This is a genomic window from Paenibacillus sp. FSL L8-0708, from assembly GCF_038009325.1.
Lineage (GTDB): Bacteria > Bacillota > Bacilli > Paenibacillales > Paenibacillaceae > Paenibacillus_AQ > Paenibacillus_AQ odorifer.
On sequence record NZ_JBBPBC010000001.1, the window covers coordinates 246540 to 269723 of the forward strand.

The window sequence follows — 23184 nt, forward strand, 5'->3', positions numbered from 1 at the left end:
CTTTACCATAGGGGAGGTATGTGAGTGAAGCATAAATGGATCAATTCGCCGTACACCTTTGCTTTAGGGATGTTTGCGATGATGGTTCCCAGTCAGGCATTTAGTTCATTTTACAGTTACTTTTATGTTGAAAAATTAGGATTGGGCATTGGACTTGCTACATTAGCCAGAACCATCTTTCTGATCTGGGATGCGGTAAACAATCCGTTATTCGGCTATTGGTCAGATCGCACAGATACTCGTTTGGGTCGACGCAGACCATGGGTGTTTGGCTCAATTCCGTTATTCATGCTGGCATTTGTACTGGTTTTCTCCCCTCCCGGCGGATTATCTGAAAATGGATTGTTCACTTGGTTTCTAGTCACACTTATTTTCTATGAGGCTGTCGCCACTGTGTTGTGGGTGAATTATGGAGCGTTACTCCCGGAGCTCTTCCGTGGAGACCGTATTCGGGCAAAAGCCTCCGCGATTCAGCAAGGTTATCAAGTTGTAGCTTTGTTAATCGGTACTGCCTTAACCCCAATTATTTTTGCAGCTATTGGTTTCTCTAATATGGCTATAGTGTATGCCTGTCTCTTTGGAGTGTTTATGTTTTTATGTATGATGAATGTCCAAGAAAAGAAGGAGCCCACAGAGCAGGAACCCTTGAAGTTGATTCCGGCTTTTCGGGAGACCATTCGGAATAAAAAGTTTTGGGTGTTTAATATTTCGAACTCTTTTGCCCAAACGGTGAATGGACTTGTAAGCTCGATGATTCCTTTTTATGCAAAATATGTACTTCATATCTCAGAGGCTCAGGTATCGATTTTACTTGCAGCTGTTTTTGTTTCGGTCATTCCATTAGTATTCGTGTGGTACTGGATGATTCGTAAGATGGACGGGGTTAAGGCGTGGCGGTTATCACTGATCTTATATGCGTTATCGGTAATTCCGTTATGGTTTGGTTATGATCTCTTAAGTGGTGTGGCTGCTGGCGTAGTTGTCGGTTTCGGATTAGCCGGATTTCTAGTGACCCCAGCAATAGTAGGTGGCAAGATTATTGATGAGGATGCGGAAAAAACAGGTCTGAGAAGAGAAGGAATCTACACGTCTGTAAGCGGATTCATTACTCGTTCAAGCGGGTTAATCTCTGCGTTAGCTTTTTTCATTGTAGGTATGATCTTTGGCTATCAAGGCGGCGATGATCCAGGGTCCGATCCTGAAGCGACATTTAGGTATTTAATAAGTGTGGTGCCATTATGTCTGTTGGCCATAGCTGTTGTCATATCCTTCACAATGAAATTTACATTTATGGACTCTTTGAGAGGTGAGGCTGACTATGAACAAAAAATTAATCATCAATTGTGATGATTTTGGGCAAAGTCCCCCCATGAATCAGGCGATTAAACATCTGCTGGAAGAGGAAAAGGTATCCTCAGCAACGATTATGGCGGTGGCCCCTGGGTTTGAGGAGGCCGCTGCATGGTGTAGTCGCAGGCAACAACGGAATGTGGGACTTCACTTGACGATGACTAGTGAATTTGAGGCTTTGCGCTGGGCGAGCCTGACGGGAGAGACTTCTCTTCATGACGAGAGCGGACATCAATATAGGACGGTAAAAGAGTTCGAACAGGGGGCGCAGACAAAAGCCGTACTAAAGGAGATAGATGCGCAGTACGAGCGAGTAAAACAGTCGGGAATAGTGATTAGCCATGTAGACAACCACATGGGTAGTTTATACGGAGTGGAAACAGGACGCAGCTTGCTACCGCAGACGTTGTGGAAAATTTCGCGCTGGGGATTGCCCTCACGATTCTTCAGATACATCCATGCTGAGGATCCGCTTTTGGCATCGCTGAAAAATATTGAACGACCAGTTGCCCTTGGAGCAGGGCTGGCGGATACGTTTGGGGTGCCGATTCCCGACTATTTGCTATCGCATCCTTTTGGTGTAGAGGAAGGCGAGACGTATGAAAGTTTTAAAAGATCTATTATTGCTAAGCTGTATTCGTTGCCGGATGGCGTTAGTGAGACCTATATTCATCCCGGGATAGACGATCCATGGATGCAAGCAAATATTCCGCACTGGAGTAAGCGAGTTTGGGAGTATAAGTTGCCCTTTGATGATGATTTTACCTATGCCCTCAGTGATGCTAAGGTTGAATTGACCAATTATCGTTATGTACAGGAGCATCTAAAACATCCACGGTTAAGATCTGCAGCCAGATTGTTAAAGAACCTGATAAGATTATGAGCAAAAATAAAAGACACCTTGAGGGGTGTCTTTTGATTATCCCATTAATCCTTTTAGCCCGTTAAGGAAGGGGGAAATAGATTTAATCATATTGTAGCCCATCTTCATAACCGGCATAGTTTTTTGTACCATTCCAATAAAGTTGCCGATTCCCCCGAACCCGCCAAATCCGCCAAAACCACCGCCTCCAGAACTGGCAGCCCCTGCTCCTGCGGAGCCTAGAGCGCCTCCACCCATTCCGAAAAGTGAGCCGAATAAGGGCATTAATCCTGATACGTTTGCTTTCCGGGAGCGGGAAGAAGAGTGTTTTTTTGATTTTCTGTGTTTGTTTTTACGTGGTTTGGAAAGGGTCAGTCCATTCTTATCGAGGCCGGTTATCCATCCTATATACGTACGTCCATCATGTAACGTAATGCACACGGGTCTACCTTTCAGCTGTTCAGCACGTTTGCGAATCTTCGTTGTATTTGCCATTTGTGGATCACCTCATTGGTCTATTTACTTCTATATTACTCAGATATTTTTGTGTTGCTTGTGCTAGTTCATCATAAAAAAATATTTGGGTGAAAGAGCTACCACTTGTGTTGATGCCCATAATAATTCATTACACTCATATAATTTAATGTGCGATAAATAAATTATGGAGGGGTGAAAACTTGATATCAGCATGGATTGGGAGTATTACTTTTTTGGGAGCAGTGATTCTTTATATACTGCTGTCTCTGGGATTGCCTTATGGGGAATTTGCAATGGGAGGAAGACATAGAATTATGCCTTCACAAATGAGAGTCGCGTGTGGAGTTTCAGTAGTGATACAGCTAGTTGCCATCCTGTACTTATTGCAGGCAGGGAATGTGATCTCTATTGGATTACCTTTTGATAGAAGGGTATGTTATTTTTTTGCCGTCTATTTAATGCTTAATACTATAATGAACTTATTGTCGAGGAGCATGAAAGAAAAACTTGTGATGACACCCTTATCTTTAATAACTGCAATCTGTTTTGGGATTACTGCTATGAATGGGTAAAAAGTAGTGCCGGACATAGATTCGACTTTTCTAGACTTTATATAGGATTGTTTTTAGGACACATCTGGTGAAGATGTGTTCTTTTTGCATCTATTGACTCTTGACCTATAAAAACGGATTCATAAGTCTAGGTCTTTCTTCTTATGTTATTATATTTAACATTGTTTTATATTATTTTTACAATTATATGATAATTGGTTATGTTTGTGTGATATAATATCACAGAAATTATGTGAAAATGATAGGGAGGACTAATATTATTATGGGATGGAAGACACGATGGAATAAGCCGCTTGCGTCCGTGCTGGCAACTGCTGTGCTATCAGCGCAGGTACTAGGCGGAGTCGTTCTGGGCACAGTTTGGAGTCCAGACAAGGTAGCTGCTTCACCCGCATCTGGAGCAAAGGTTGAGCTCCGGTTAATGAGCACAACAGACGTACACACCAATGTGTATGGCTGGGATTATTTTAAGAATGCGGCATCGGTAACTGTCGGTCTTGACCGCACAGCAAGCTTGGTGAAGAAAGCTAGAAGCGAAAAATCCAATACCCTCCTGCTTGACAATGGGGATCTGATTCAAGGAACTCCGTTAGGTACTTACGTGGCGAAAAAATCGGAACTTAAAGATCCAACTGAGATTCATCCGATGATTGCGGCCATGAATGCTATAGGATATGACGCTGCGACTTTTGGGAATCATGAATTCAATTATGGATTGGAATTTTTAGATCGTACTATAAATGGTAGTGATGGACATGAGGATACAACAGGTGCAAATTTTGATTATGTGAATGCAAATATATATAAAAAAGATGGCTCGAATGCCTTTACTCCTTATGTCATTCTCAATGAGAAATTAAAGGATAGTAATGGTCAAGAACATACGATTAAAGTCGGCCTGATAGGCCTGGTTACTCCACAGATTATGGAGTGGGACAAGGTTAATCTGGAAGGCAAAGTTACCGTTGAAGATATTGCAGCAACGGCTACGAAGTTTGTCCCAGAAATGAAAGCTGAAGGAGCAGATGTCATTGTCGCTATGGCCCATACTGGGTTTGACATCAATGCTGTTGAGGGTGATGGCTCTGAGAACGACATTAATGCGCTGAGTAAGGTTGCAGGTATTGATGCAATCACGTTCTCTCATACGCATAAGGTATTCCCGACTGGAAAAGACGATACCCTGGATGGTTTGTTCAAGGACCCTGTTACTGACAAGCCATATAATAACGAGAAAGCAGTAATTGATAATGTGAATGGCCACATTAACGGTACGCCTGCTGTACAAGCTGGTTACGGCGGTGCTTATTTGGGTCTAATTGATCTGGATATTGTACAAGGTGATAAAGGCTGGACGGTAGATAAGGAAAGCTCAAAAGCTTCAGCACTTTCCATTTACAAGACGGTGAACAAGGTTAACATTCCTACTGTTGAGCCTGACCCGACTGTAGATGCTGTGGTTGCAGCAGCGCATAATGCTACTATTGCTTATACTGAACAAAAACTGGGCGTTACGACGGCTCCAATGAACAGTTACTTCGCAATGGTTCAAGATGATCCTACCGTCCAACTTGTTACGTACGCACAGAAATGGTACGTACAGAACTATATTGATGTCAATGTTCCTCAATATAAAGATCTGCCAATTCTAAGCGTGGGTGCTCCTTTTAAAGCAGGGCGTAACGGTCCAGAAGAATACACTAGTATTGATGAAGGGAACTTGACTATTCGTAGCGCAAGCGACCTTTATCTATATGACAACACGCTTAAAGCAATCAAGGTTAAGGGTTCTGTTGTAAAAGAATGGCTGGAAATGAGTGCGGGCGCATTTAACCGCATCAAACCAGGGATCTCGACTCCGCAGTCTCTGTTGAATACGAAATTTTCAGTTTTTAACTTCGATGTAATCGATGGGGTTCAATATAAAATTGATGTGACGAAAAACGCGAAGTACAATCCGGATGGTACGATTAATGATGCTTCTTCGAGTCGTGTAACGGATGTCACTTACAATGATCAACCTTTAGATCTAGATCAGGATTTCATTGTTGTTACTAATAATTACCGCGCAAGTGGTGGCGGGAACTTCCCGGGTGTTAAAGGTGCAGAGCTGGTTGTAGACTCTCAAGATGAGAATCGTCAGGTTCTGATGGACTACATCAGTGAAGCTGGTACGATTGATCCAACTGCTGATGGTAACTGGTCCTTGGCACCCATCAAGGGCAATGTGAATGTTACATTTACAACAACACCTAAAGCGGCAAATGTACTCCCAGCGAACATTTCCGATACTGGACAGCAAGATAATAAGGGCTTTGGAATTTTCAAGCTAGATCTAAGTGTGAAGACACCTGCACCGACGGAAGATGTGGAGGTTCACCTTCTTGGAATTAATGACTTCCACGGTCAACTCGACACTGTTTCTACAGTGAACAATAAGTCTGTAGGCACAGCAGCCTATCTCGCGACTTATTTGAAAGCAACTCGTGCAAAATATGAGAACTCATTACTCTTCCATAATGGTGACTCCGTTGGAGCATCCGCTCCAGTATCATCCCTTGAGCGCGATGAGCCGACTCATGCTTGGATGAACATGATGAAATTTGATGTGGGTTCTCTTGGTAATCACGAATTTGACCAAGGTGTTGATGCACTGATGACACAGCTTTATGGCGGTGTCGACCCTAAGGATAATAAAGTTAACCATGCTGGATCTGATTTTGATTATGTTAATGTGAATGCAGTGGATGCCAAAACTGGCGAGCCAATTATTAATCCTTATGTAATCAAAGAAGTAGGCGGTGTGAAGATCGGCTTTATTGGTCTGGTAACGAAATCCACACCAAGCAAGGTAGCACCTTCCGGTACGGCTGGCGTGCATTTCCTTACGCCTGATGAGGAAGTGGCGGCTGTTGAGAAATACGCTAAGGAACTTCAATCTAAAGGTGTTGAGACGATTATCGTGCTTGCGCATGATCCTGCAACAACCAAAGATGGTGTGACTACAGGTGAAGCGGCTGATCTAGCCAATGCGCTTCCTGCGGAATCCCCTGTTGATGTTATCGTTGCTGGTGATAACCATGCACTTGCAAATGGAACAGTAAACGGCAAGCTGATTGTACAAGCTTATTCTTACGGTACAGCATTTGAGGATATCAAGTTGATCATTGATCCTAAAACAGGTGATGTGAAGGACAAGTCTGCTGTGGTAACTTCCACCTTCCATGATGGGGTAACCCCAGATCCGGAAAGTGTGGCACTGGTTAATGCTTACCTTGAGAAACATCCTGAGCTCACTCAACCAGTGGGTACAACGGACGGAACTATCACTCGTACCGATGCTTACAATAATGAGGCTGCACTTGGTAATCTGATTGCTGACTCTATGCGTAATGCTGACTTCGGCGATGGTGCAAAAGCTGCCGATTTCGCCTTTATGAATCCAGGCGGTATCCGTGCGGACCTTCCGAAAGGTCCTGTAACCTTCGGCGATCTGGCTAAAATTCAGCCATTCGGCAACACGCTTGTGAAGCTGACACTAACCGGAGCGCAAATCAAAACATTGCTGCAACAGCAATGGAATGTAAAAGCTGATGGAACACCAGATATCAAAACGCTGCAAATTTCCGGACTGAAATATACAGCGAATATGTATCTGCCAGTAGCCGATCGTATTGCGAGCCTCACACTAACTGATGGAACACCAATTAATCCTACGCAGAAATATACAGCAGTAGTAAATAACTTTATGGCTGCGGGTGGAGATAACTACAAGGTTCTGACTCAAGCTAGTGATTCATTGGCTGGACCTATTGATTTGGACGTGTTCTACGACTACATTGTAAAAACGTTTAATGGCAAAGAGATTAAAGCAGCCATTGAAGGTCGTATTATTAATAAATTAAAAGCTGATTCGGGATCAGGCAGTGGCAGTGGAGGCGGTTCTACCGGTGTAACTCCAACGCCTACTCCAACCGCGAAACCAACAGCAACACCAGCACCATCAACAGCGCCAACGGCAACACCTGCACCAACTACTGCGCCAGCAGCAAACTTCAAGGATCTGGGCAAGGTAGCTTGGGCGCAAGAAGCTATTGAAGCATTGGCTGCTAAGGGCATTCTGAAAGGTCTGGATGCAAATACTTTTGCGCCAACCAAAACAGTGACTAGAGCAGAGTTCGTTACGATGCTGGTACGCGCACTGAATCTTACGGGTTCAGCAACAACCAGTTCGTTCAACGATGTTAAACAAGGAGTTTGGTACACGGATTCTATCGCCCTTGCGGTGAAGGCTGGACTTGTACAAGGCTCTGGAAATGGCAAATTTGAACCGGGTCGTGAAGTGACTCGTGAAGAGATGGCCATTATGGTTGCTAACGCACTGAAAGACAAACTACAGCCGATTGATAAAAATGCAGCATTGGGTAAGTTTGCAGACAAATCCAGTATTGCTCCTTATGCACAAGAGGCTATCGCACAGCTAACTCAATTGGGAATCGTCAACGGTGTTGATGGTGGGAAATTTGCACCTAAGGGTATAGCTAATCGCGCTCAAGCAGCGGTTATCATCTATCGCATGCTTGGACAAGCATCATAATTCTATTGTTCTAACTAAAAGTGTATCGATGATCCTCTTGAGGGCATCGATACACTTTTTTTAAATATAAGAAAGTATAAGTGACACCAATACTCTTATAGTCTTCCCTTAAACGCTTACTGCCCTTACAAGGACACCGAAGGCGCTTTTACTTGTTAAATTTGTTGTTGCTCTTTCTCTGAAATCATGTTAACTTATATTCTGCACTGTATTTTTTTATATCTTGTGCGGTCGTGGCGGAATTGGCAGACGCGCACGGTTCAGGTCCGTGTGGGCTAACCCCCGTGGAGGTTCGAGTCCTCTCGACCGCATACCTAAGTGCATATAAACAGGCAATACTTTTGAATCGCTCTTCAACCTGAAGAGCCTTTTTCTATTTATACGCATAATTCAATTTGACAAACTCTATGTAAAAGAAGTGAAGCAAAGATGGAGCCTAATGTAGGTGTAAATACGAAGCAAAGTGTGCGGTTTCTGGAAAAGTATTTTTCTGGGGAGTCGATAGATTATCGTCAGATGATTGCTTTATTCATCCCTATCCTAGTGGATCAGGCCTTTGTGGTGGGTCTTAATCTAGTGAATACAGCTATGATAAGCTCGTCTGGTGTGGCAGCTATCAGTGCGGTCAATATGATAGATTCTCTTAATATTTTTCTCATTAGTGTGTTTATTGCCGTCTCAACAGGTGGGACGGTTGTTGTTGCGCAGTATAAAGGGAGCGGCAATGACCTCATGGTGTCAAAAGCTACGGCAGGTGCTACGTCATCTGTTTCGCTGATGGCATTTGCTATTGGGATGTTCGGAATTCTTTTTCACAATCCGCTGTTGAATTTACTATTTGGAGCGGCCTCACCGGAGGTTATGGAGAACGCCCGAATATATTTAATCGGGAGTTGTATCTCTTATCTTGGTATAGCTGTTGTGGAAGCGGTATGTGGTGCTCTTCGTGGAATTGGTAGAACGAGGGCCTCGCTTGTACTTTCGCTAATTATGAATTTAACTTATGTCTTATTGAATCTCGTCTTTATTAACCTGTTGCATATGGGTGTTCTGGGGATGACCATTTCTATAAATATAGCTAGATACCTGGGGGCGTTCTGCGCACTTTATTATCTATTCCGATTGGACAACGATCTGCATATCCGTATTCGCGATCTTGTAGCGGTTAAGCTGTCTATGCTGAAAAAAATAATGTTCATCGGGATGCCGTTTGCGGCAGAGCAGATGTTCTTTAATGGTGGTAAAATTCTGACTCAGATCTTCATCGTTAGTCTGGGTACGTATGCACTTGCGACTAATGCGATTGCCTCCTCCTTTGCAGGGATTATGCAAATCCCGGGGAATGCGTTGTCCTTGACGATTATTACAGTGGTGGGACAATGTATGGGAAGCAATAATGTTAAGGATGCTCGAAAATTTATTAAATCATTCCTTGTCGCCTCTTCTCTTTCCCTGGTGGTGATGGGGTTGCTGATTATGCCTTTTTTCAATCCATTAGTGTCTATGTTCCATCCTCCTGCTGAGATTGTGGGTGATATCTTCCTGATTGTGCTCATCAATACGATTGCGCAAATTCCGTTATGGTCTATAAGCTTTATTACGCCTTCGGCGCTTAGAGCGGCAGGGGATTCCAAATTCACCTCCATGGTTTCGATGCTTACGATGTGGCTGTTCCGTGTAGTGCTCGGATACATCTTAGGTATTGTTCTGAACTTTGGTATACTCGGCGTTTGGCTGGCGATGAATTGTGAGTGGGGGATCAGAGGTTTGATTTTCCTGCGGCGATTTATGGGCAAGAAATGGGTTCAGCATCGTGTTATATAATAGATATAAAAAAATCAAAGGACGCCCTGAGGGGTGTCTTTTTTGTATGCTCTGATGAGTGCCTTTGGAGAATGCAGCTTGAGTATTTCTTGGGTAGCGGGGTAATAATATGTAGGAATTGCGTCTTTATGCTTACTAAAACACACAACAAGGAGTCTTGCACAATGTCACATTTCGTTAGATCCGTTACTTCACCAAAGAAATTTATCTCCGGCCATAACTTACTGTCAGATCTGAATGAGTATATTAAGGCGTTTGGCGATCATGCCTATGTGATCTGTGATGAGTTCATTTTGGAACGTGCTAAGAAAGAGGCGGGGAGTTCCATCGAAGGTGCGGGGAATAAGGCTACTTTTGAAAAATTCAATTATGAATGTACTCAGGAAGAGATTAATCGTAATCGGGAACTTGCCCGTAAAGCTGGGGCGAATATCATCGTCGGTATCGGTGGAGGTAAAACACTGGACACCGCCAAAGCTACTGCGTATTATGAGAAGCTGCCTGTAGTTATTTTTCCGACGATTGCATCTACTGATGCACCATGTACAGCGCTGGCTGTCATTTATAATAAAGATGGTTCATTTGATCAATACTTATTCCTCCCAAGTAATCCGGATGTGGTCTTGGCGGATACAGCGATTTTAGCTTCAGCGCCTTCCCGTTTTTTCGCAGCTGGAATTGGCGACGCACTGGCTACTTATTTTGAAGCCCGTGCTTGTTATGCCTCTAATGGCGACAATCTCGTACTCATGAAACCTTCTACAACGGGTCTAGGTATATCAAGACTTTGTTATGAAGCTCTACTTAAGAATGCGGTAAAAGCTAAACGTGCGGTCGATCAGAAGCTCTATACACGCGCGGTGGAGGAGACCATTGAAGCGACAATTTATCTAAGTGGTGTGGGTGCTGAATCTGGTGGTCTGGCTGCCGCGCATGCTATCCATAATGGGATGACAGCCGTTCCTTCACTACACAAAGCTCAGCATGGTGAAAAGGTTACGTTTGGTCTTTTAGCCCAGTTAGTACTGGAAAATGCCTCAAATGAGGAGCTGGAAACTGTCATTGAGCTTATCAAGGATGTAGATCTTCCGCTAACCCTCGCCGATCTGGGGTGCACGGAATTTATCGAATCCGAATGGCGCCAAGTTGCTGAAGCTGCTTGTGCAGAAGGAGACACAATGGGCAATATGCCGTTCCCGGTTACTCCGGAAGATGTGTACAATGCGATAGTGGTGGCGAACTCGCTGGCAGAGTCTTATAAATAACTAGCACAACTAATATGTAGTGATAATGAAGGCGCCCTTGGGGGTGCCTTTTGTTTTTATATAGGTTAAGCTGTTGAAGTAGAGTAGGGGTAAAATTATGCTTATAGGTATCGGCTTCGGCATACTTAATCACGGGATAGGGTGCCTACGGAAACGAGATTATTGCTAATCGCCCCGTTGCTGTGCCAATATCACTCTATGTAATAAGGAGGAAAGATGAGAAAAAAACATTTAGGTTATCTAGTCCTTATTATCATAATTATTGGAGCGGTAATAATAGCAGTAATTCACGGAAATTCGGAGCGTCAGAACAAGCAGGCAGCAGGAAGCCTTGGAATGGATTATGTGCGCAAAGAGTACACGGAAAGTGCGTCGCTGAGAGTTGCAACGATTTGCAAACCCTTATTTGGAGGGTCGGGTTATCAGGTAGTGCTCGAGGATTCAAGTGGGCAATCTTATTGATAAATGAATCGGATCTCATCTATATGATTATTGGGAGGCACTCCTGCGGGGTGTCTATTTTTGTTATATTAAATTGAATTTTGTTATTTATTTTCGGAATAACTAACATTAATACTAACGTAAACAATAAAATAATTATAACAAAAGGGAATATTTAGATTGTTTTATGCCAATGTAACCGCTATAATCTTGCATATACCGAAATATCTAACGAAATTAAAATATTTTGTTAGTGTTTGTTATTAATAACGAAGCTGAATATGTGGAGGTGAATAGTTAGCGAGTAGGTCTGTAATTGTCTTCTATAAGGACAGATAGTTATTGGGTTCATAACAGCTGGTTGGCTATTCTTATTATCAAATCCATTCATTTTCGAAGGAGAATTAGGAATGAAAAAAGCGAAAAAGTGGCTGGGGAGTATACTTGCCTGTGCAATGATAATGTCTCCTTTCCCCTCTGTAATTTCTGCAGCAGCAGCGCCATCGACTGTGGGATTCGGTGATACACAGGGTCACTGGGCACAACAAAATATTGCGAAGTGGGTAGAAAATGGCGTATTAAACGGGTATCAGGATGGTTCTTTTCATCCCAATGAAGGAATTACAAGAGCTGAGTTTGCTACGATCTTGAATAAGGTATTTGGTTTCTATATGAAGTCAGATCAATCTTTTTCCGATGTAAAAGCGACCGATTGGTATGCAGATCAGCTTTCGTTGGCACGATATGCTGGGTATTATGAAGGATACTCAGAGAATAAAGCACAAGCTACTGATTATATAACGCGTCAGGATGCGGTGACGATGTTGGCTCGGATATTTACTCTTCAAGCCACTGAAAGCGCTTCATCGATGAGTGGATTTAGTGATTCCGCTCAGATTCAGGCTTATGCTAAGGATGCAGTTCATGCGCTCTCAGGTTTGATTACAGGGTATGAGGATGGAACCTTTAAGCCGCTTGGAAGGATCACCCGTGCCGAAGTTATAACGTTAATTAATAAAATAGTGAAGAGTTATTACTCGCAATCTGGAAGCTTTGAAGGAGGAATAGTTTCTGGGAATGTAGTCGTTAATCAGGATGGTGTTGTGTTAAAAAATGCAACGATAAACGGAAACCTGTATCTAACTGCTGGGATCGGTAACGGCGAAGTGACCCTTGAGGGTATTAAGGTTACGGGCACCACATTTATTGCAGGTGGCGGGATAAACTCCATTCTTATTAAGAATAGCTCATTAGGCAAAGTAAATATAAATCGTAAAGAGGGTGAGGTTCGTGTCCTCACGAGTGGTACAACCCAAATTTCTCAGCTAACGGTAGATAGTCTAGCAAGACTGGAGTTTGGAACTGGGACGATGATCACAACGGGAATTCTAAATAGCACTGTGGGGCTGATCCTAGGTGAAGGCGCATCGATTGCTAATCTAAACGTAGCTGTCAAAGCGACTGGAACCACTCTTTCCGGTCAGGGCGACATTGCAAAAGCGGACGTTAAAGCAACAGGAGTAACGTTGAACGGTAAGCCCATTGCTTCTGGCACAATTGTCATTATCAAAGGCAATCAAGGTCCTGTAGCAACGACTACCCCAGCGCCTACCTCGGCATCAGGCTCATCAACAACGCCGGTAGGTCCGACTAATCCAACCGCGGCACCTACAGCGACACCAATACCAACGGAAACACCGACACCAACAGCGACACCGACAGCAACAGCAACACCGACAGACCCGACGGGTCCTGTGGGACGTATCGAGAATTTAGCGGATGTTGATGCAAGTAGTGAGACTAGATCGCTATTTGCCTATTTACAGGATATCCGCGGCAGTGAGATCTTGTTTGGACATCAGCATGCTACTACAGAAGGACTTTCTATTACTGAAAAGGACGGAACGCAATCTGAGGTCGAGAATGCAGTAGGCGACCTTCCGGGGCTGTTCGGCTGGGATACGCTTAGTCTTGAAGGTTTTGAGAAACCAGGCGATCTAGGCGCAACCCAGCTGGAGAATCGTGATAAATTAATCGGCGTGATGAAATCTGCTTATGAAAAAGGCGGCGTGCTTACATTAAGCTCGCATATGCCGAACTTCGTCACAGGAAAGGACTTTTATGACACCAAAGGGAATGTGCTTACGCATATATTACCCGGCGGTGACAAACATGCGGAATTTAATATATTCCTGGATATGATTGCGGACTTTGCAAATAACTTAAAAGATGATGATGGTAAAGCTATTCCAGTCATTTTCCGTCCATTCCACGAGCAAAATGGTGGCTGGTTCTGGTGGGGTGCGCCTTACCGTACGAAGGAGCAGTATGCTGAAATTTATCGTTATACCGTTGAATACTTAAGGGACAAAAAAGATGTGCATAACTTCTTATATGCGTTCTCACCGGGAAGTCCATTTAACGGCACAGATGCGACATTCCTTGAGACGTATCCGGGAGATGACTATGTCGATATCCTTGGCTTCGATAATTATTATGACGGAACCACTGAGGGTTGGTTTGATTCAGTCGTGAAGGATGCTAAGCTGATCTCGAAGCTGGCCGATGATAAGGGGAAAATCGCAGCATTTACTGAGTTCGGTTATTCGGGTGTGAAGCCAACTGGAACGAAGGACCTGAAATTCTTTACCAAGCTAATCGCTGCACTGCAGTCTGATCCGGATGCTAAACGGATGGCGTACATGCAGACTTGGGCGAATTTCAATACAGATTCTATCTTTGTCCCTTATAGAAATGCTCCAAACGGGCTAGGGGATCATGAACTGCTCCCTGATTTTGTAGACTATTATAATGATCCGTATACAAGCTTCAGCCATGAAGTGGCTATTGCGGATGCGTATTCGAAACAGGTAACTACAGAAACCGAGCAACCTTTTTTACACATTGCCTCACCAACGGCAAACCAAACAGTGCCCACGACAAAAGCATCGACCCTTCGTGTTCGTGTGTTGAATCAGGACGTAGATAAAGTAACCTACCTGATTGGGGATGACACAACAGAGTACAGCATGGCAGCTGACGCAGAAGGTTTCTATTACTTGGCAGATTGGACACCAGGTGTAGCCTTCGACGAAACTGGCGTGATGCTTACTGTTAAGTCCTATGCAAAGGATGGTTCTGTACTTTCACAAACGATCCAAATCTTTGTAAGTGACGTAGAGGGCAATGGGGACCCATTGATTGTAGATACTTTTGAGAATTACAAAGGGAATGATGAATTACTTCGTGCGGCATTAAGTCCTGCGGGTGATCTAAATACGATCTCACTTGATGCGGACCATAAAAATGATGGCAAGTATGGCCTGAGATTCGATTATAATGTGGATGGCCAAGGTTATACAGGTCGTACCAAAAACATGAATAATGCCGACTGGTCGGACGCCAACAAATTGAAGCTCTGGATTGCACCTGATGGCAGCGACCACAAGCTTGTTATTCAGGTCAATGCAAGCGGCATTTCTTTTGAAGCTTATCCTTCACTGGCAGGTACGACACCTGGCTTGGTGGAAATTCCATTCAGCCAGTTCGCTCCAGCGCCATGGGATACAGGAAATGCCGGTAAAGTAATCACTAAAGAGAACCTTAAGGACATTCGGGCAGTGTCTATCTACGTAAATAAAAAGGACATAGTAGCAAGTACGTCTGGTACGCTGTACTTCGACGATATTGCAGCGTTTAATGATGGAACGGGTGGCGTTCCTAATGGGGGCGAAGGCCCTGGCAGCACGCCAGAACAGGCGAAGCTGTTGTATGGTTTCGAAAAAGATACTCAGGACTGGACAGTAGAGCAAAATAATGCGAGTGCAAGCGCGGTGGTAATCTCGACTGATGAGGCTGCTGAGGGAACTCATTCGTTAAGCACCTTGTTCTCACTCGATTCAGATGGAGCTTTTGAGCTCACCAAAAATGGCAGTCTGGATCTGAGCGCGGTTGATAAATTAAGCGCACAAATTAAACTGTCGAACGGAACAGCGGATGCACGTTTGTATATTAAGACGGGATCAACCTGGTCTTGGGCTGACAGTGGAGCTGTGAAAGTAGATTCGAGCGGATTTACTACGGTTTCGCTCAACTTGGCAGGTATTGCAGATCTTAATAGTGTAAAAGCCATAGGTATCAAGCTCGAGGGATTCAGTGGTACGGGAACTTCTACGCTGTATCTGGATGATGTTCGGACCCTGAGGAATGGTACCGCACCTGAAGCTGTCGTCTATGGCTTCGAGGACAATACACTGCAAGGCTTCAGCATCAATGTGGATGAAAATAATAAATATAATACAGCGCTGGCTCAGAATCTATCGGTGAGCAATGCTGTGTATGCTGAGGGAACTCATTCGATGCAAGCGGACTTAACATTGAATGGAGGGCAATTCCAGCTGCGTCGTATGGTGGTTACCAACTTAGCGAATGCATCAACAATTACGCTTAAAATCAAGGTTGGACCTATTGATGCAAGCGATGTTAGCGGTGTAATGGCTCAGCTGTTTACCCAAAGTGGCTCAAGCTGGGGAACATGGACTGCTTCTACGGCTATACCAGTAGATGCCAATGGATTTACTACAATAACACTGGATATCAGCAAGGTAGCGGATCGTAATTTGACCCAAGCGATTGGCGTTCAAGTCATGACCACAGCAACTGATCCAGTAGGTAGTGCTACCGTATATGTGGACGAAATCACGATTAAATAGAAAGTAGTAAAGCCGGAAGCGAACATTTTACGATGTTCACTTCCGGCTTATTTATTTAGCATCAAATTTATTCATTTTAAGTCGAGTATCTGCTTGAAATTAACGAAGCTTAATAGACCCGCCATCTACCATGATAGTCTGGCCCGTAATATAATCGGAATCTTCACTCGCTAGGAATACCGCAACACGACCAATATCACTTTCCAGTTCACCCAATCTTCTCAAAGGTATTTTTGAAATCATGTTTTGGTAATACTCAGGGTTTGCTTCTGCCCATTCAATCATGCCAGGGGAATTAGCAATTGGAGCAATGATGTTTACGTTGATACCAAATGGACCAAATTCATTAGCGGCTACCCGGGTAATTCCACGGATGGCTTCTTTTGCAGCAGCATATGTTCCTTGATTGGTATCCCCGTTGAGGCCAGCGCCCGATGCAAAATTAATAATTTTACCTTGTGCTTCTTTTAAATACGGTAGTGCTGCTTGCATGAAATAGAAGGTTGGATAGAAGCCTGTATCAAAAGATAAATCGAAATCAGCCTGTGTAGTTTCTTCAATAGATTTCATTCTGGATGCGTGGGCATTGTTTACTAAAATATCTATTTTTCCAAATTTATCAGCTACTTGTTTAACAAGGTGAGCTATTTTATCGTGTTCCTTGAGGTTCGCTTGAATAAAGATAGATTCAGGTTGATATTCTTGTAATTCTTTAATTGTTTCTTTGCCGGTTTCTTCATTGAGGTCAATAATAGCTACCTTAGCGCCTTCTTTAACAAAAGCCAGGGCCATCCCTTTACCAATACCGCCTGCTCCACCAGTAATAATAGCTACTTTTCCTGCAAGTCTGCTCATGTTGGTATCTCCTTTTTGTGAAAAAAATGTAGTATCTAACTCTTATCAGAGGTAAGGTGTAATTGTTACTTCGACTATATATTACCCAAAATAGTAGCTATATTTACCATGAAGTAGAAACGGAATCATTTACCAGTAAAAATATAGATGGTGACCGACGATGAATGTTCAAGTAGCTGATGAGGCCTGTTCCAGCTCTTATGTACATGTTGAGCGATTGAATTAAGCGGCGCACCAAGTGATGAGCAATTGATGATTCATGTGTCGCACCAAGTGATGCTGCAAGTGATGCTGCAAGTGATGCAATAAGTGAAGTATTTATAGAGTAATTAGGGAAAACTTACCTGATTTTCGGCCGATTTAGTAACTAATTAAGAAATCCCCCTAATTATTAGGGAGGAATTTCCTGATTTCGTGCATTTAGAGTGAATATCGGCTATTTTTAGGGAGTTTTTCCCTAATTAGTTTAAACCCTACCGCAAGCCGTATGAAAAACTCACCTAATATATCGTCCACCGCTCACCGCCCAACCGCCCACCATCCAACCACCTACCGCCCAACCGCCCACCATCCAACCACCTACCGTACAACCGCCCACCATCGAACCGTCCAACCACCCAACCCAATATCAGAGAACACTACGCATGGTATATAGTCATATGGCACAGTAAAATCCATTACTTTTCTATTCCATAAAAAAGAAGCTGCCCCAAGTAGAGTTTACTACTTTTGAGACAGCCTCTTATGGATATTTATAAAGGAAACCCCATCGAGATTACCGCACCGCCATTTCTTCGGTTGCCTGCGCTGATCTGACCTCCACAACGCTCGATGATTGCGCGGGAAATAGCCAGTCCAAGTCCGGATTCTCCGTCTTTTCCTTTTACAAAACGATGGAAGAGATAGGGAAGCAGATCGTCCGAAATTCCAGGGCCATCGTCACTTACGGATAACAGAGCCCGGCCCTCCTTGACCGAAACATGGATATAGATATGTTGATTAGCATAACGTGCTGCATTGGAAACTACATTAAGAAGCGCCTGTAGCAGCTTATCCCTATCCGCACGGATCGTAAGAGAATCTTGATGATCGTGGGAGATATGGAGGGTTAATTCTTTTTTCATTAATAGAGGGTTCATTCGTTCGATGGTTTCTGTCAGTAGATCTTTTAAACAAATAACCGTAGGCTTGAATATATCTTCCTCGCTGTCCAGCTTCGCAAGTAAAGTCATTTCGGACACGAGCTTCTTCAAGCGGCTGCTTTCGCTCATGATAATGTCTAGCCCTTTTACTACATTCTCACCTTCAAAAACACCATCCTTAATCCCTTCAGCGTAGCCGGAAATGGACATTAAGGGAGTTTTTAATTCATGAGACGCATTCTGGAAAAATTGTTTCTGCACATGGTTGAAACGATTTAATTCATCTGCCATGTCATATACCGATTGAGCGACAGATCCAAGCTCTCCACCAGCTTTAATTAATTTAACATCTGAGAAGTGCCGTTCTTTGACTTTGCGGAGTTCTAGTTGCAGCCTCATTAGAGGTTGAATCATCTTCTTGGTGATAAATAGGCCAAATAGGAACATAAATGCTCCCGCTGCGCTGAAAACGATCAGCAGTCTTTTGAGCAAAGCTTGTTCAATAGCAGTGACTGCGCTCATAGGGGTTAGCAGAGTTAGCGTGCCTATAGGTGTAGCCTTCACTTCAGTAATATACCGTGTATCTGTTCCATTCCAAATGTTCTGGAGCTCAGTGGCTTGGCCTGTGACACTCTTGGCATCATAGTTTATTGCAATTGAACTCATCTCTGATGATGTGGACAAGACTTTTCCTGTCTCATCGCTAAGAATGGCTTCGACGCCTGCAGTGCTTAGAGAAGGTATGGTCACCGGCAGAGCTTCCAGCTGAGTGCCAATCTCCCCGATGTATTTACTTTCTTCAGTCAATGTAACTGACATCGCCGCACCAATGGTTCTTAAATCCTCTTTTTGTGTTCCGACAAAATGGTTGAGTAGTACAAAATGGATCACGACTGCAGTAATAGATAGTAGCAATACCAATGCAATACTAAAGGCTAAATTAATCTGATGTGCTAGTTTCATTCGTATGCTCACCCCCATCTGTTCTCATGCGGTATCCGTGTCCCCATACAGCCTCAATGGGCAAATGCTCCAGTTTTTTGCGCATCCGTTTAATGAGATGATCCACGGCGCGATCACTTCCAAAATAGTCGTCCCCCCACACATAGCTCAGCAGCTCATCTCTTGTAAATGCCCGGTTAGGGGCATCAGCGAATACTTTTAGCATGGTGAATTCCTTGCTGGTCAAGTCTACCTCTTCACCACACCAAAATACACGTCTTTCTTCCGGCAATAGTAGAAGCTGGTCGATTTCAAGACGGGTGGAAGTGGTCTGACTATTCAATTTTTCGGCCTGATTACTCATTTTGTACCAGCGTTGAAGCTGCCGTTTGATCCGGGCGACTAATTCACGAGGGCTGAACGGCTTGACTAGATAATCGTCACTGCCAAGCTCCAATCCTAATATTTTATCCACTTCATTATCTCTTGCGGAGATCATAATGATCGGTACTTCGGCTTCGTTACGAATCCTTTTACAGAACTCATAACCATCCATGCCGGGGAGCATAACGTCGAGTACCCACATATCCGGGGGGCTAGTCTGCCACAAGGTCCATGCTTCCTCAGCGCTGCCAAGGCCGATGGTGTGGTAGTTTTCTTTTTGTAAATAAGCTTCAACAAGATTGCGTATATGTTCATCATCGTCGACTACGGCAATGAGATATGGATTATTCATTTCGGGTTACCTCCAAATTATTCTCCTACAATTATATCAATCCAGAGGTGGGTAAGGGCGGCTGCCATTGTTTTTCCACAAATTAACCAATGTTCTGCCACACCCATTATGTAAGCTTGGTCTTGTAAGATCATTCGATTCGACGAGGAGTGTTGTATTTATGAATCAACAGATGTTATTTAAAAAGTTAGCGCTGTCCGCCCTGCTAGTGTCCGCCGTTGCTGCACCGTCTGCAACGAACGCAGCAAGTGGAGCGCAAGACGGAAACACGAAAACAACGGCTGCAGCCGTGGTTACTGCTGCCTCTAAAGGAACAATTGCCACTAAAGTAACCACTATTGATTGGGTAGATCCCCTAGAGTTGGCTAAGACCTACGCACCTAATACCCAAGAAGATTGGAAGAACACCTTGGATCAGTATTATAAGGTTGCTGGATTTAGTGTAACCGCACTTGCCGAGCTTGTGCCTGCGGAACTGGTGGAGGGAGTTCAATTATCTAAAGAAATACTATCCACCGAAGCTCTACCTGCAGGATATATTGAAGCTGGTCGTAACCTTGAAGTAATACCTGTAGTCGATGATATGCAGGTAGATAGCAATATCACTACTTCAATGAAAGCTGTAGACGCGACTTCAATTGCTATTTCCATTCCAGATCTTAGCGACGCGGATAAAGCTTTTTTCAAAGCCCAAGATGATCTGAATAGTGCCGCTATATCCAAAGATGTGACTGTGATCAAGGAAGCTTTAGCTAATCTGTTGGATCAATATAAAGAGAAGATCAAGGAGCTTGAAACAGCCAAATAACGGCGATTAGTGAGGCTTGCTACAGAATAGAGATACTGAAAAGGGTAAAGATAAAAGACACCTCGCGGGGTGTCTTTTTTGTATGCATATCAATCTTCACGCTTTGCCTTTGGCCCTTACTTGCTTCCGCCAGTTCACACCGATCACCCCGGCGATGATCATCACTGTACCGGTCCAATGGTACCATTCCAGTTGCTCATTCAGCAGAAGTACACCACCGAGAATAGAGACAACTGTTGAAAGACTGCCGAAAATGCTCACGCGTGAAGCTTCCATCCGTGATAAAGCATAGTTGGAGAGGAAGGAGGTCACGAGGGAGGAGAGTACGCCGAGATAGAGCATGGAGAATATAAATTTGGGCTCTTGAAAAGGTGTGAAATACTGATCCAAGGTTCCTGCCGAACCATGCTTAATGATCGACAGTCCATTAAAAAATATAAATCCGAACAAAGTAATCATATAGGTAAGTTCTTTGGGACTCCAGGTACGTGTCAGCTTTCGAGCCGCAACATTATAACCGGCAAGGGATAAAGCTGAGATTAGGATGAGCAAGACGCCCCAAAGACTAGAAGAAGAGATACTCAAACCTGGAATGGCAAAGATAAGAATAATGCCTGCAACTGAGATTAATGTAGAGATCTTTTGGAAGCTGCTCGTGGTTTCCTTCAAGAACATCGCCGCCAAAAGGATGGTGAAGATGGGCATTGTCGCCTGAATAATACCCGCTACAGCGGAGGTTGTATACAGAAGTCCATACGCCTGAAGGGTGAAATATAACGCTGGATACATTAAAGCCAGTGGGATTATCACTGCTGCCTTGGATATTCCAAACTTCACCCGCCCCCACCCTGGAAAAGTAAATAAAGAAGCGGCAAGGAAAGATAACGTGAAGCGATGAGCTAGCGTATCAAAAGGATCCGAGACGGTTAGGGCCATTTTTACAAATATAAAGGAAAACCCGACGATAATCGCATTCATGACAGCTGCTGCTATCGCTTTTTGAGTAGAAGATGTATTCATTAGTAAAGACCTCCAAAGTGTTGCGCGCATTTAGGTACCGGTCCTGTTCTGCTCTTTATTCTAAGGCTAGAGTAGCTGTGCTACAATGTAATTATTATTCATCTGTACCGGTACAGAATAAGCTTGGAGGAAGGTGAAAGGGATGTATAAGTATTCGGAGTTAATCAACGAGCTGGAAGCGCAAATTGCCGAGGATACGTATCGTGAGGGAGATAAATTACCGTCTATCCGGGAGTTGTCCTTACGTTATGGATGTAGTAAAAGTACAGTAATTCGCGCTTTACAGGATCTTCAGGACAAACATTTAATCTATGCCGCCTCAAAAAGTGGTTATTATGTCATGAAACGAAGCGGACAACGAAAAGACGAAGGTGCACATTGGATCGATTTTACGGTGTCTGCACCCGACCCGGATATTTTTCCGTATCTGGATTTCCAACATTGTATTAATAAAGCGATTGATATGTACCGCAATGACTTGTTCATCTATGGAACGCCGCAGGGGCTTCCTTCTCTTATTCGTGAAATGCAGCGGCATCTGGCTTCTTATCAGGTATTTGCCAATCCGGAACAGATTTTTATTACCTCAGGTGTGCAGCAGGCGCTTGGCGTATTGACCCGAATTCCTTTTCCGAATGGCAGGCAGCGAGTGCTGATTGAGCAGCCGGGTTATCCGCTTTTTATGGAATATCTGAAGACGTATGGCATTGAGACAGAGGGGATAAAGCGTTCGGATGCTGGGGTGGACTTGAATGAATTAGAACGGTTATTTAAGACAGGCCAGTTCAAGTTCTTTTATACCGTCCCGCGATTTCATAATCCGCTTGGCGTCTCCTATACCCGTCCCCAGAAGAAGGCGATTGCTCAGCTAGCAGCTAAATACGATGTATACATCGTTGAGGATGACTACATGGCGGACTTGGAGCAGGATGCAAAAGAGGATCCGATCTACGCTTATGACGATGCTTCCCATGTGATCTATTTGAAAAGCTTTTCCAAAATTATATTTCCGGGTCTGCGTGTCGGTGTCGCTGTACTGCCAGCGGTCCTGTGTGACTCTTTTAACCGATTCAAAAGACTGATGGATATAGATAGCTCTATGCTGTCTCAGGCTGCCCTGGAGTTGTATCTGAAAAGCGGAATGTTCGAGCGCCACCGAAAAAAGATGCGTTCCTGCTACGAAAAAAGATCCACGCTGCTCCATGAATCGATTATGAGAGAGTTAGATACAGCGACAGCACAGCATTATTCCTACCATCCAACCGGCCAGCTTGGTGTGCATACGTATCTGAAGCTTAGTGACAGCATAAAGACAGAACAGATGAGCAAACGTCTGCAAAAAAAGTTCATTCGCATCGAAATGGCGGACAGCGGGTATCTGCCCTCTTTTAATAAAGAGAAGATTCTAAAGCTCAATGTATCCAGTGTAAAAGAGCCGGATATTCGCTTTGGCATTGAACAGGTAATGCAAGAAATACGCTGAGAGCGCAGCAATAAATGAGTGGATGATAATGGTGGAAATGCTGGGAGTCCATTGGAGTAGAAACAAAAAAGCGTTCCTCCAGTAACAGGGATCGTTTT

Annotated in this window: 14 protein-coding genes and 1 tRNA gene; 10 read left to right on the forward strand and 5 right to left on the reverse strand. The window is 43.9% G+C overall.

The window, feature by feature from the left end; translation table 11 throughout:
• The first annotated feature begins 24 nt into the window (after positions 1 to 24).
• Both NYE58_RS01190 and NYE58_RS01195 read left to right on the forward strand, forming a co-directional pair.
• Positions 25 to 1347: an MFS transporter gene (locus NYE58_RS01190; protein WP_076275907.1), complete on the forward strand. Its 1323-nt coding sequence runs from the start codon at positions 25 to 27 to the stop codon at positions 1345 to 1347.
• On the forward strand, positions 1319 to 2233 hold the full coding sequence (locus NYE58_RS01195; protein ID WP_076275908.1) for a polysaccharide deacetylase family protein: 915 nt from the start codon (positions 1319 to 1321) through the stop codon (positions 2231 to 2233). The genes NYE58_RS01190 and NYE58_RS01195 overlap by 29 nt, the downstream gene beginning before the upstream one ends.
• Before the next feature lie 36 nt (positions 2234 to 2269).
• Here NYE58_RS01195 and NYE58_RS01200 read toward each other — a convergent pair whose 3' ends face one another.
• Positions 2270 to 2707 carry a hypothetical protein gene (locus NYE58_RS01200; protein ID WP_076126935.1) on the reverse strand — a complete coding sequence of 146 codons (438 nt, stop codon included), beginning with the start codon at positions 2705 to 2707 and terminating at the stop codon, positions 2270 to 2272.
• Between the two features lie 816 nt (positions 2708 to 3523).
• Here NYE58_RS01200 and NYE58_RS01205 point away from each other — a divergent pair.
• The 6 genes from NYE58_RS01205 (at position 3524) to NYE58_RS01230 (ending at position 16100) form a co-directional block, all read left to right on the forward strand.
• Positions 3524 to 7858: a bifunctional 2',3'-cyclic-nucleotide 2'-phosphodiesterase/3'-nucleotidase gene (locus NYE58_RS01205; protein ID WP_341000919.1), complete on the forward strand. Its 4335-nt coding sequence runs from the start codon at positions 3524 to 3526 to the stop codon at positions 7856 to 7858.
• A 227-nt stretch (positions 7859 to 8085) separates the two neighbouring features.
• A tRNA-Leu gene (locus tag NYE58_RS01210) sits at positions 8086 to 8169 on the forward strand.
• Between the two features lie 118 nt (positions 8170 to 8287).
• Complete coding sequence (locus NYE58_RS01215; protein WP_076218289.1) at positions 8288 to 9682, forward strand: MATE family efflux transporter; 1395 nt, start codon at positions 8288 to 8290, stop codon at positions 9680 to 9682.
• Positions 9683 to 9846: 164 nt separating this feature from the next.
• Positions 9847 to 10947: a glycerol dehydrogenase gene (locus NYE58_RS01220; RefSeq protein ID WP_076218290.1), complete on the forward strand. Its 1101-nt coding sequence runs from the start codon at positions 9847 to 9849 to the stop codon at positions 10945 to 10947.
• 216 nt (positions 10948 to 11163) lie between these two features.
• Entirely contained in the window at positions 11164 to 11409 is a 246-nt protein-coding gene (locus tag NYE58_RS01225) for a hypothetical protein (RefSeq protein WP_076275910.1), read from the forward strand.
• A gap of 389 nt (positions 11410 to 11798) precedes the next feature.
• Positions 11799 to 16100 carry a glycosyl hydrolase gene (locus NYE58_RS01230; protein WP_341000920.1) on the forward strand — a complete coding sequence of 1434 codons (4302 nt, stop codon included), beginning with the start codon at positions 11799 to 11801 and terminating at the stop codon, positions 16098 to 16100.
• A gap of 99 nt (positions 16101 to 16199) precedes the next feature.
• On the opposite strand, the gene NYE58_RS01235 is transcribed toward NYE58_RS01230, so the two are convergent.
• From NYE58_RS01235 to NYE58_RS01245, 3 genes are all read right to left on the reverse strand, one after another.
• Positions 16200 to 16955: an SDR family NAD(P)-dependent oxidoreductase gene (locus NYE58_RS01235; RefSeq protein WP_076206080.1), complete on the reverse strand. Its 756-nt coding sequence runs from the start codon at positions 16953 to 16955 to the stop codon at positions 16200 to 16202.
• Between the two features lie 752 nt (positions 16956 to 17707).
• On the reverse strand, positions 17708 to 19060 hold the full coding sequence (locus NYE58_RS01240; RefSeq protein WP_076275911.1) for a sensor histidine kinase: 1353 nt from the start codon (positions 19058 to 19060) through the stop codon (positions 17708 to 17710).
• Positions 19038 to 19775 carry a response regulator transcription factor gene (locus NYE58_RS01245; protein ID WP_076126944.1) on the reverse strand — a complete coding sequence of 246 codons (738 nt, stop codon included), beginning with the start codon at positions 19773 to 19775 and terminating at the stop codon, positions 19038 to 19040. Before NYE58_RS01245 ends, NYE58_RS01240 begins: the two co-directional genes overlap by 23 nt.
• 160 nt (positions 19776 to 19935) lie before the next feature.
• On the opposite strand from NYE58_RS01245, the gene NYE58_RS01250 reads away from it, so the two are divergent.
• The gene (locus NYE58_RS01250; protein ID WP_076275912.1) at positions 19936 to 20583 is read left to right on the forward strand and encodes a hypothetical protein; all 648 of its coding nucleotides are present in this window, start codon (positions 19936 to 19938) and stop codon (positions 20581 to 20583) included.
• A 96-nt stretch (positions 20584 to 20679) separates the two neighbouring features.
• Here NYE58_RS01250 and NYE58_RS01255 read toward each other — a convergent pair whose 3' ends face one another.
• Positions 20680 to 21603 carry a DMT family transporter gene (locus NYE58_RS01255; RefSeq protein WP_076206086.1) on the reverse strand — a complete coding sequence of 308 codons (924 nt, stop codon included), beginning with the start codon at positions 21601 to 21603 and terminating at the stop codon, positions 20680 to 20682.
• 142 nt (positions 21604 to 21745) lie between these two features.
• On the opposite strand from NYE58_RS01255, the gene NYE58_RS01260 reads away from it, so the two are divergent.
• Positions 21746 to 23086 carry an aminotransferase-like domain-containing protein gene (locus NYE58_RS01260; protein ID WP_076275914.1) on the forward strand — a complete coding sequence of 447 codons (1341 nt, stop codon included), beginning with the start codon at positions 21746 to 21748 and terminating at the stop codon, positions 23084 to 23086.
• The last annotated feature ends 98 nt before the right edge of the window (positions 23087 to 23184 follow it).

What these genes read in the sequence shown, in the direction of transcription:
- NYE58_RS01195 (WP_076275908.1), top strand. Translation starts at nt 1,319, where the DNA reads ATGAACAAAAAATTAATCATCAATTGTGATGATTTTGGGCAAAGTCCC.
- NYE58_RS01200 (WP_076126935.1), bottom strand. Translation starts at nt 2,707, where the DNA reads ATGGCAAATACAACGAAGATTCGCAAACGTGCTGAACAGCTGAAAGGT.
- NYE58_RS01205 (WP_341000919.1), top strand. Translation starts at nt 3,524, where the DNA reads ATGGGATGGAAGACACGATGGAATAAGCCGCTTGCGTCCGTGCTGGCA.
- NYE58_RS01215 (WP_076218289.1), top strand. Translation starts at nt 8,288, where the DNA reads ATGGAGCCTAATGTAGGTGTAAATACGAAGCAAAGTGTGCGGTTTCTG.
- NYE58_RS01220 (WP_076218290.1), top strand. Translation starts at nt 9,847, where the DNA reads ATGTCACATTTCGTTAGATCCGTTACTTCACCAAAGAAATTTATCTCC.
- NYE58_RS01225 (WP_076275910.1), top strand. Translation starts at nt 11,164, where the DNA reads ATGAGAAAAAAACATTTAGGTTATCTAGTCCTTATTATCATAATTATT.
- NYE58_RS01230 (WP_341000920.1), top strand. Translation starts at nt 11,799, where the DNA reads ATGAAAAAAGCGAAAAAGTGGCTGGGGAGTATACTTGCCTGTGCAATG.
- NYE58_RS01235 (WP_076206080.1), bottom strand. Translation starts at nt 16,955, where the DNA reads ATGAGCAGACTTGCAGGAAAAGTAGCTATTATTACTGGTGGAGCAGGC.
- NYE58_RS01240 (WP_076275911.1), bottom strand. Translation starts at nt 19,060, where the DNA reads ATGAAACTAGCACATCAGATTAATTTAGCCTTTAGTATTGCATTGGTA.
- NYE58_RS01245 (WP_076126944.1), bottom strand. Translation starts at nt 19,775, where the DNA reads ATGAATAATCCATATCTCATTGCCGTAGTCGACGATGATGAACATATA.
- NYE58_RS01250 (WP_076275912.1), top strand. Translation starts at nt 19,936, where the DNA reads ATGAATCAACAGATGTTATTTAAAAAGTTAGCGCTGTCCGCCCTGCTA.
- NYE58_RS01255 (WP_076206086.1), bottom strand. Translation starts at nt 21,603, where the DNA reads ATGAATACATCTTCTACTCAAAAAGCGATAGCAGCAGCTGTCATGAAT.
- NYE58_RS01260 (WP_076275914.1), top strand. Translation starts at nt 21,746, where the DNA reads ATGTATAAGTATTCGGAGTTAATCAACGAGCTGGAAGCGCAAATTGCC.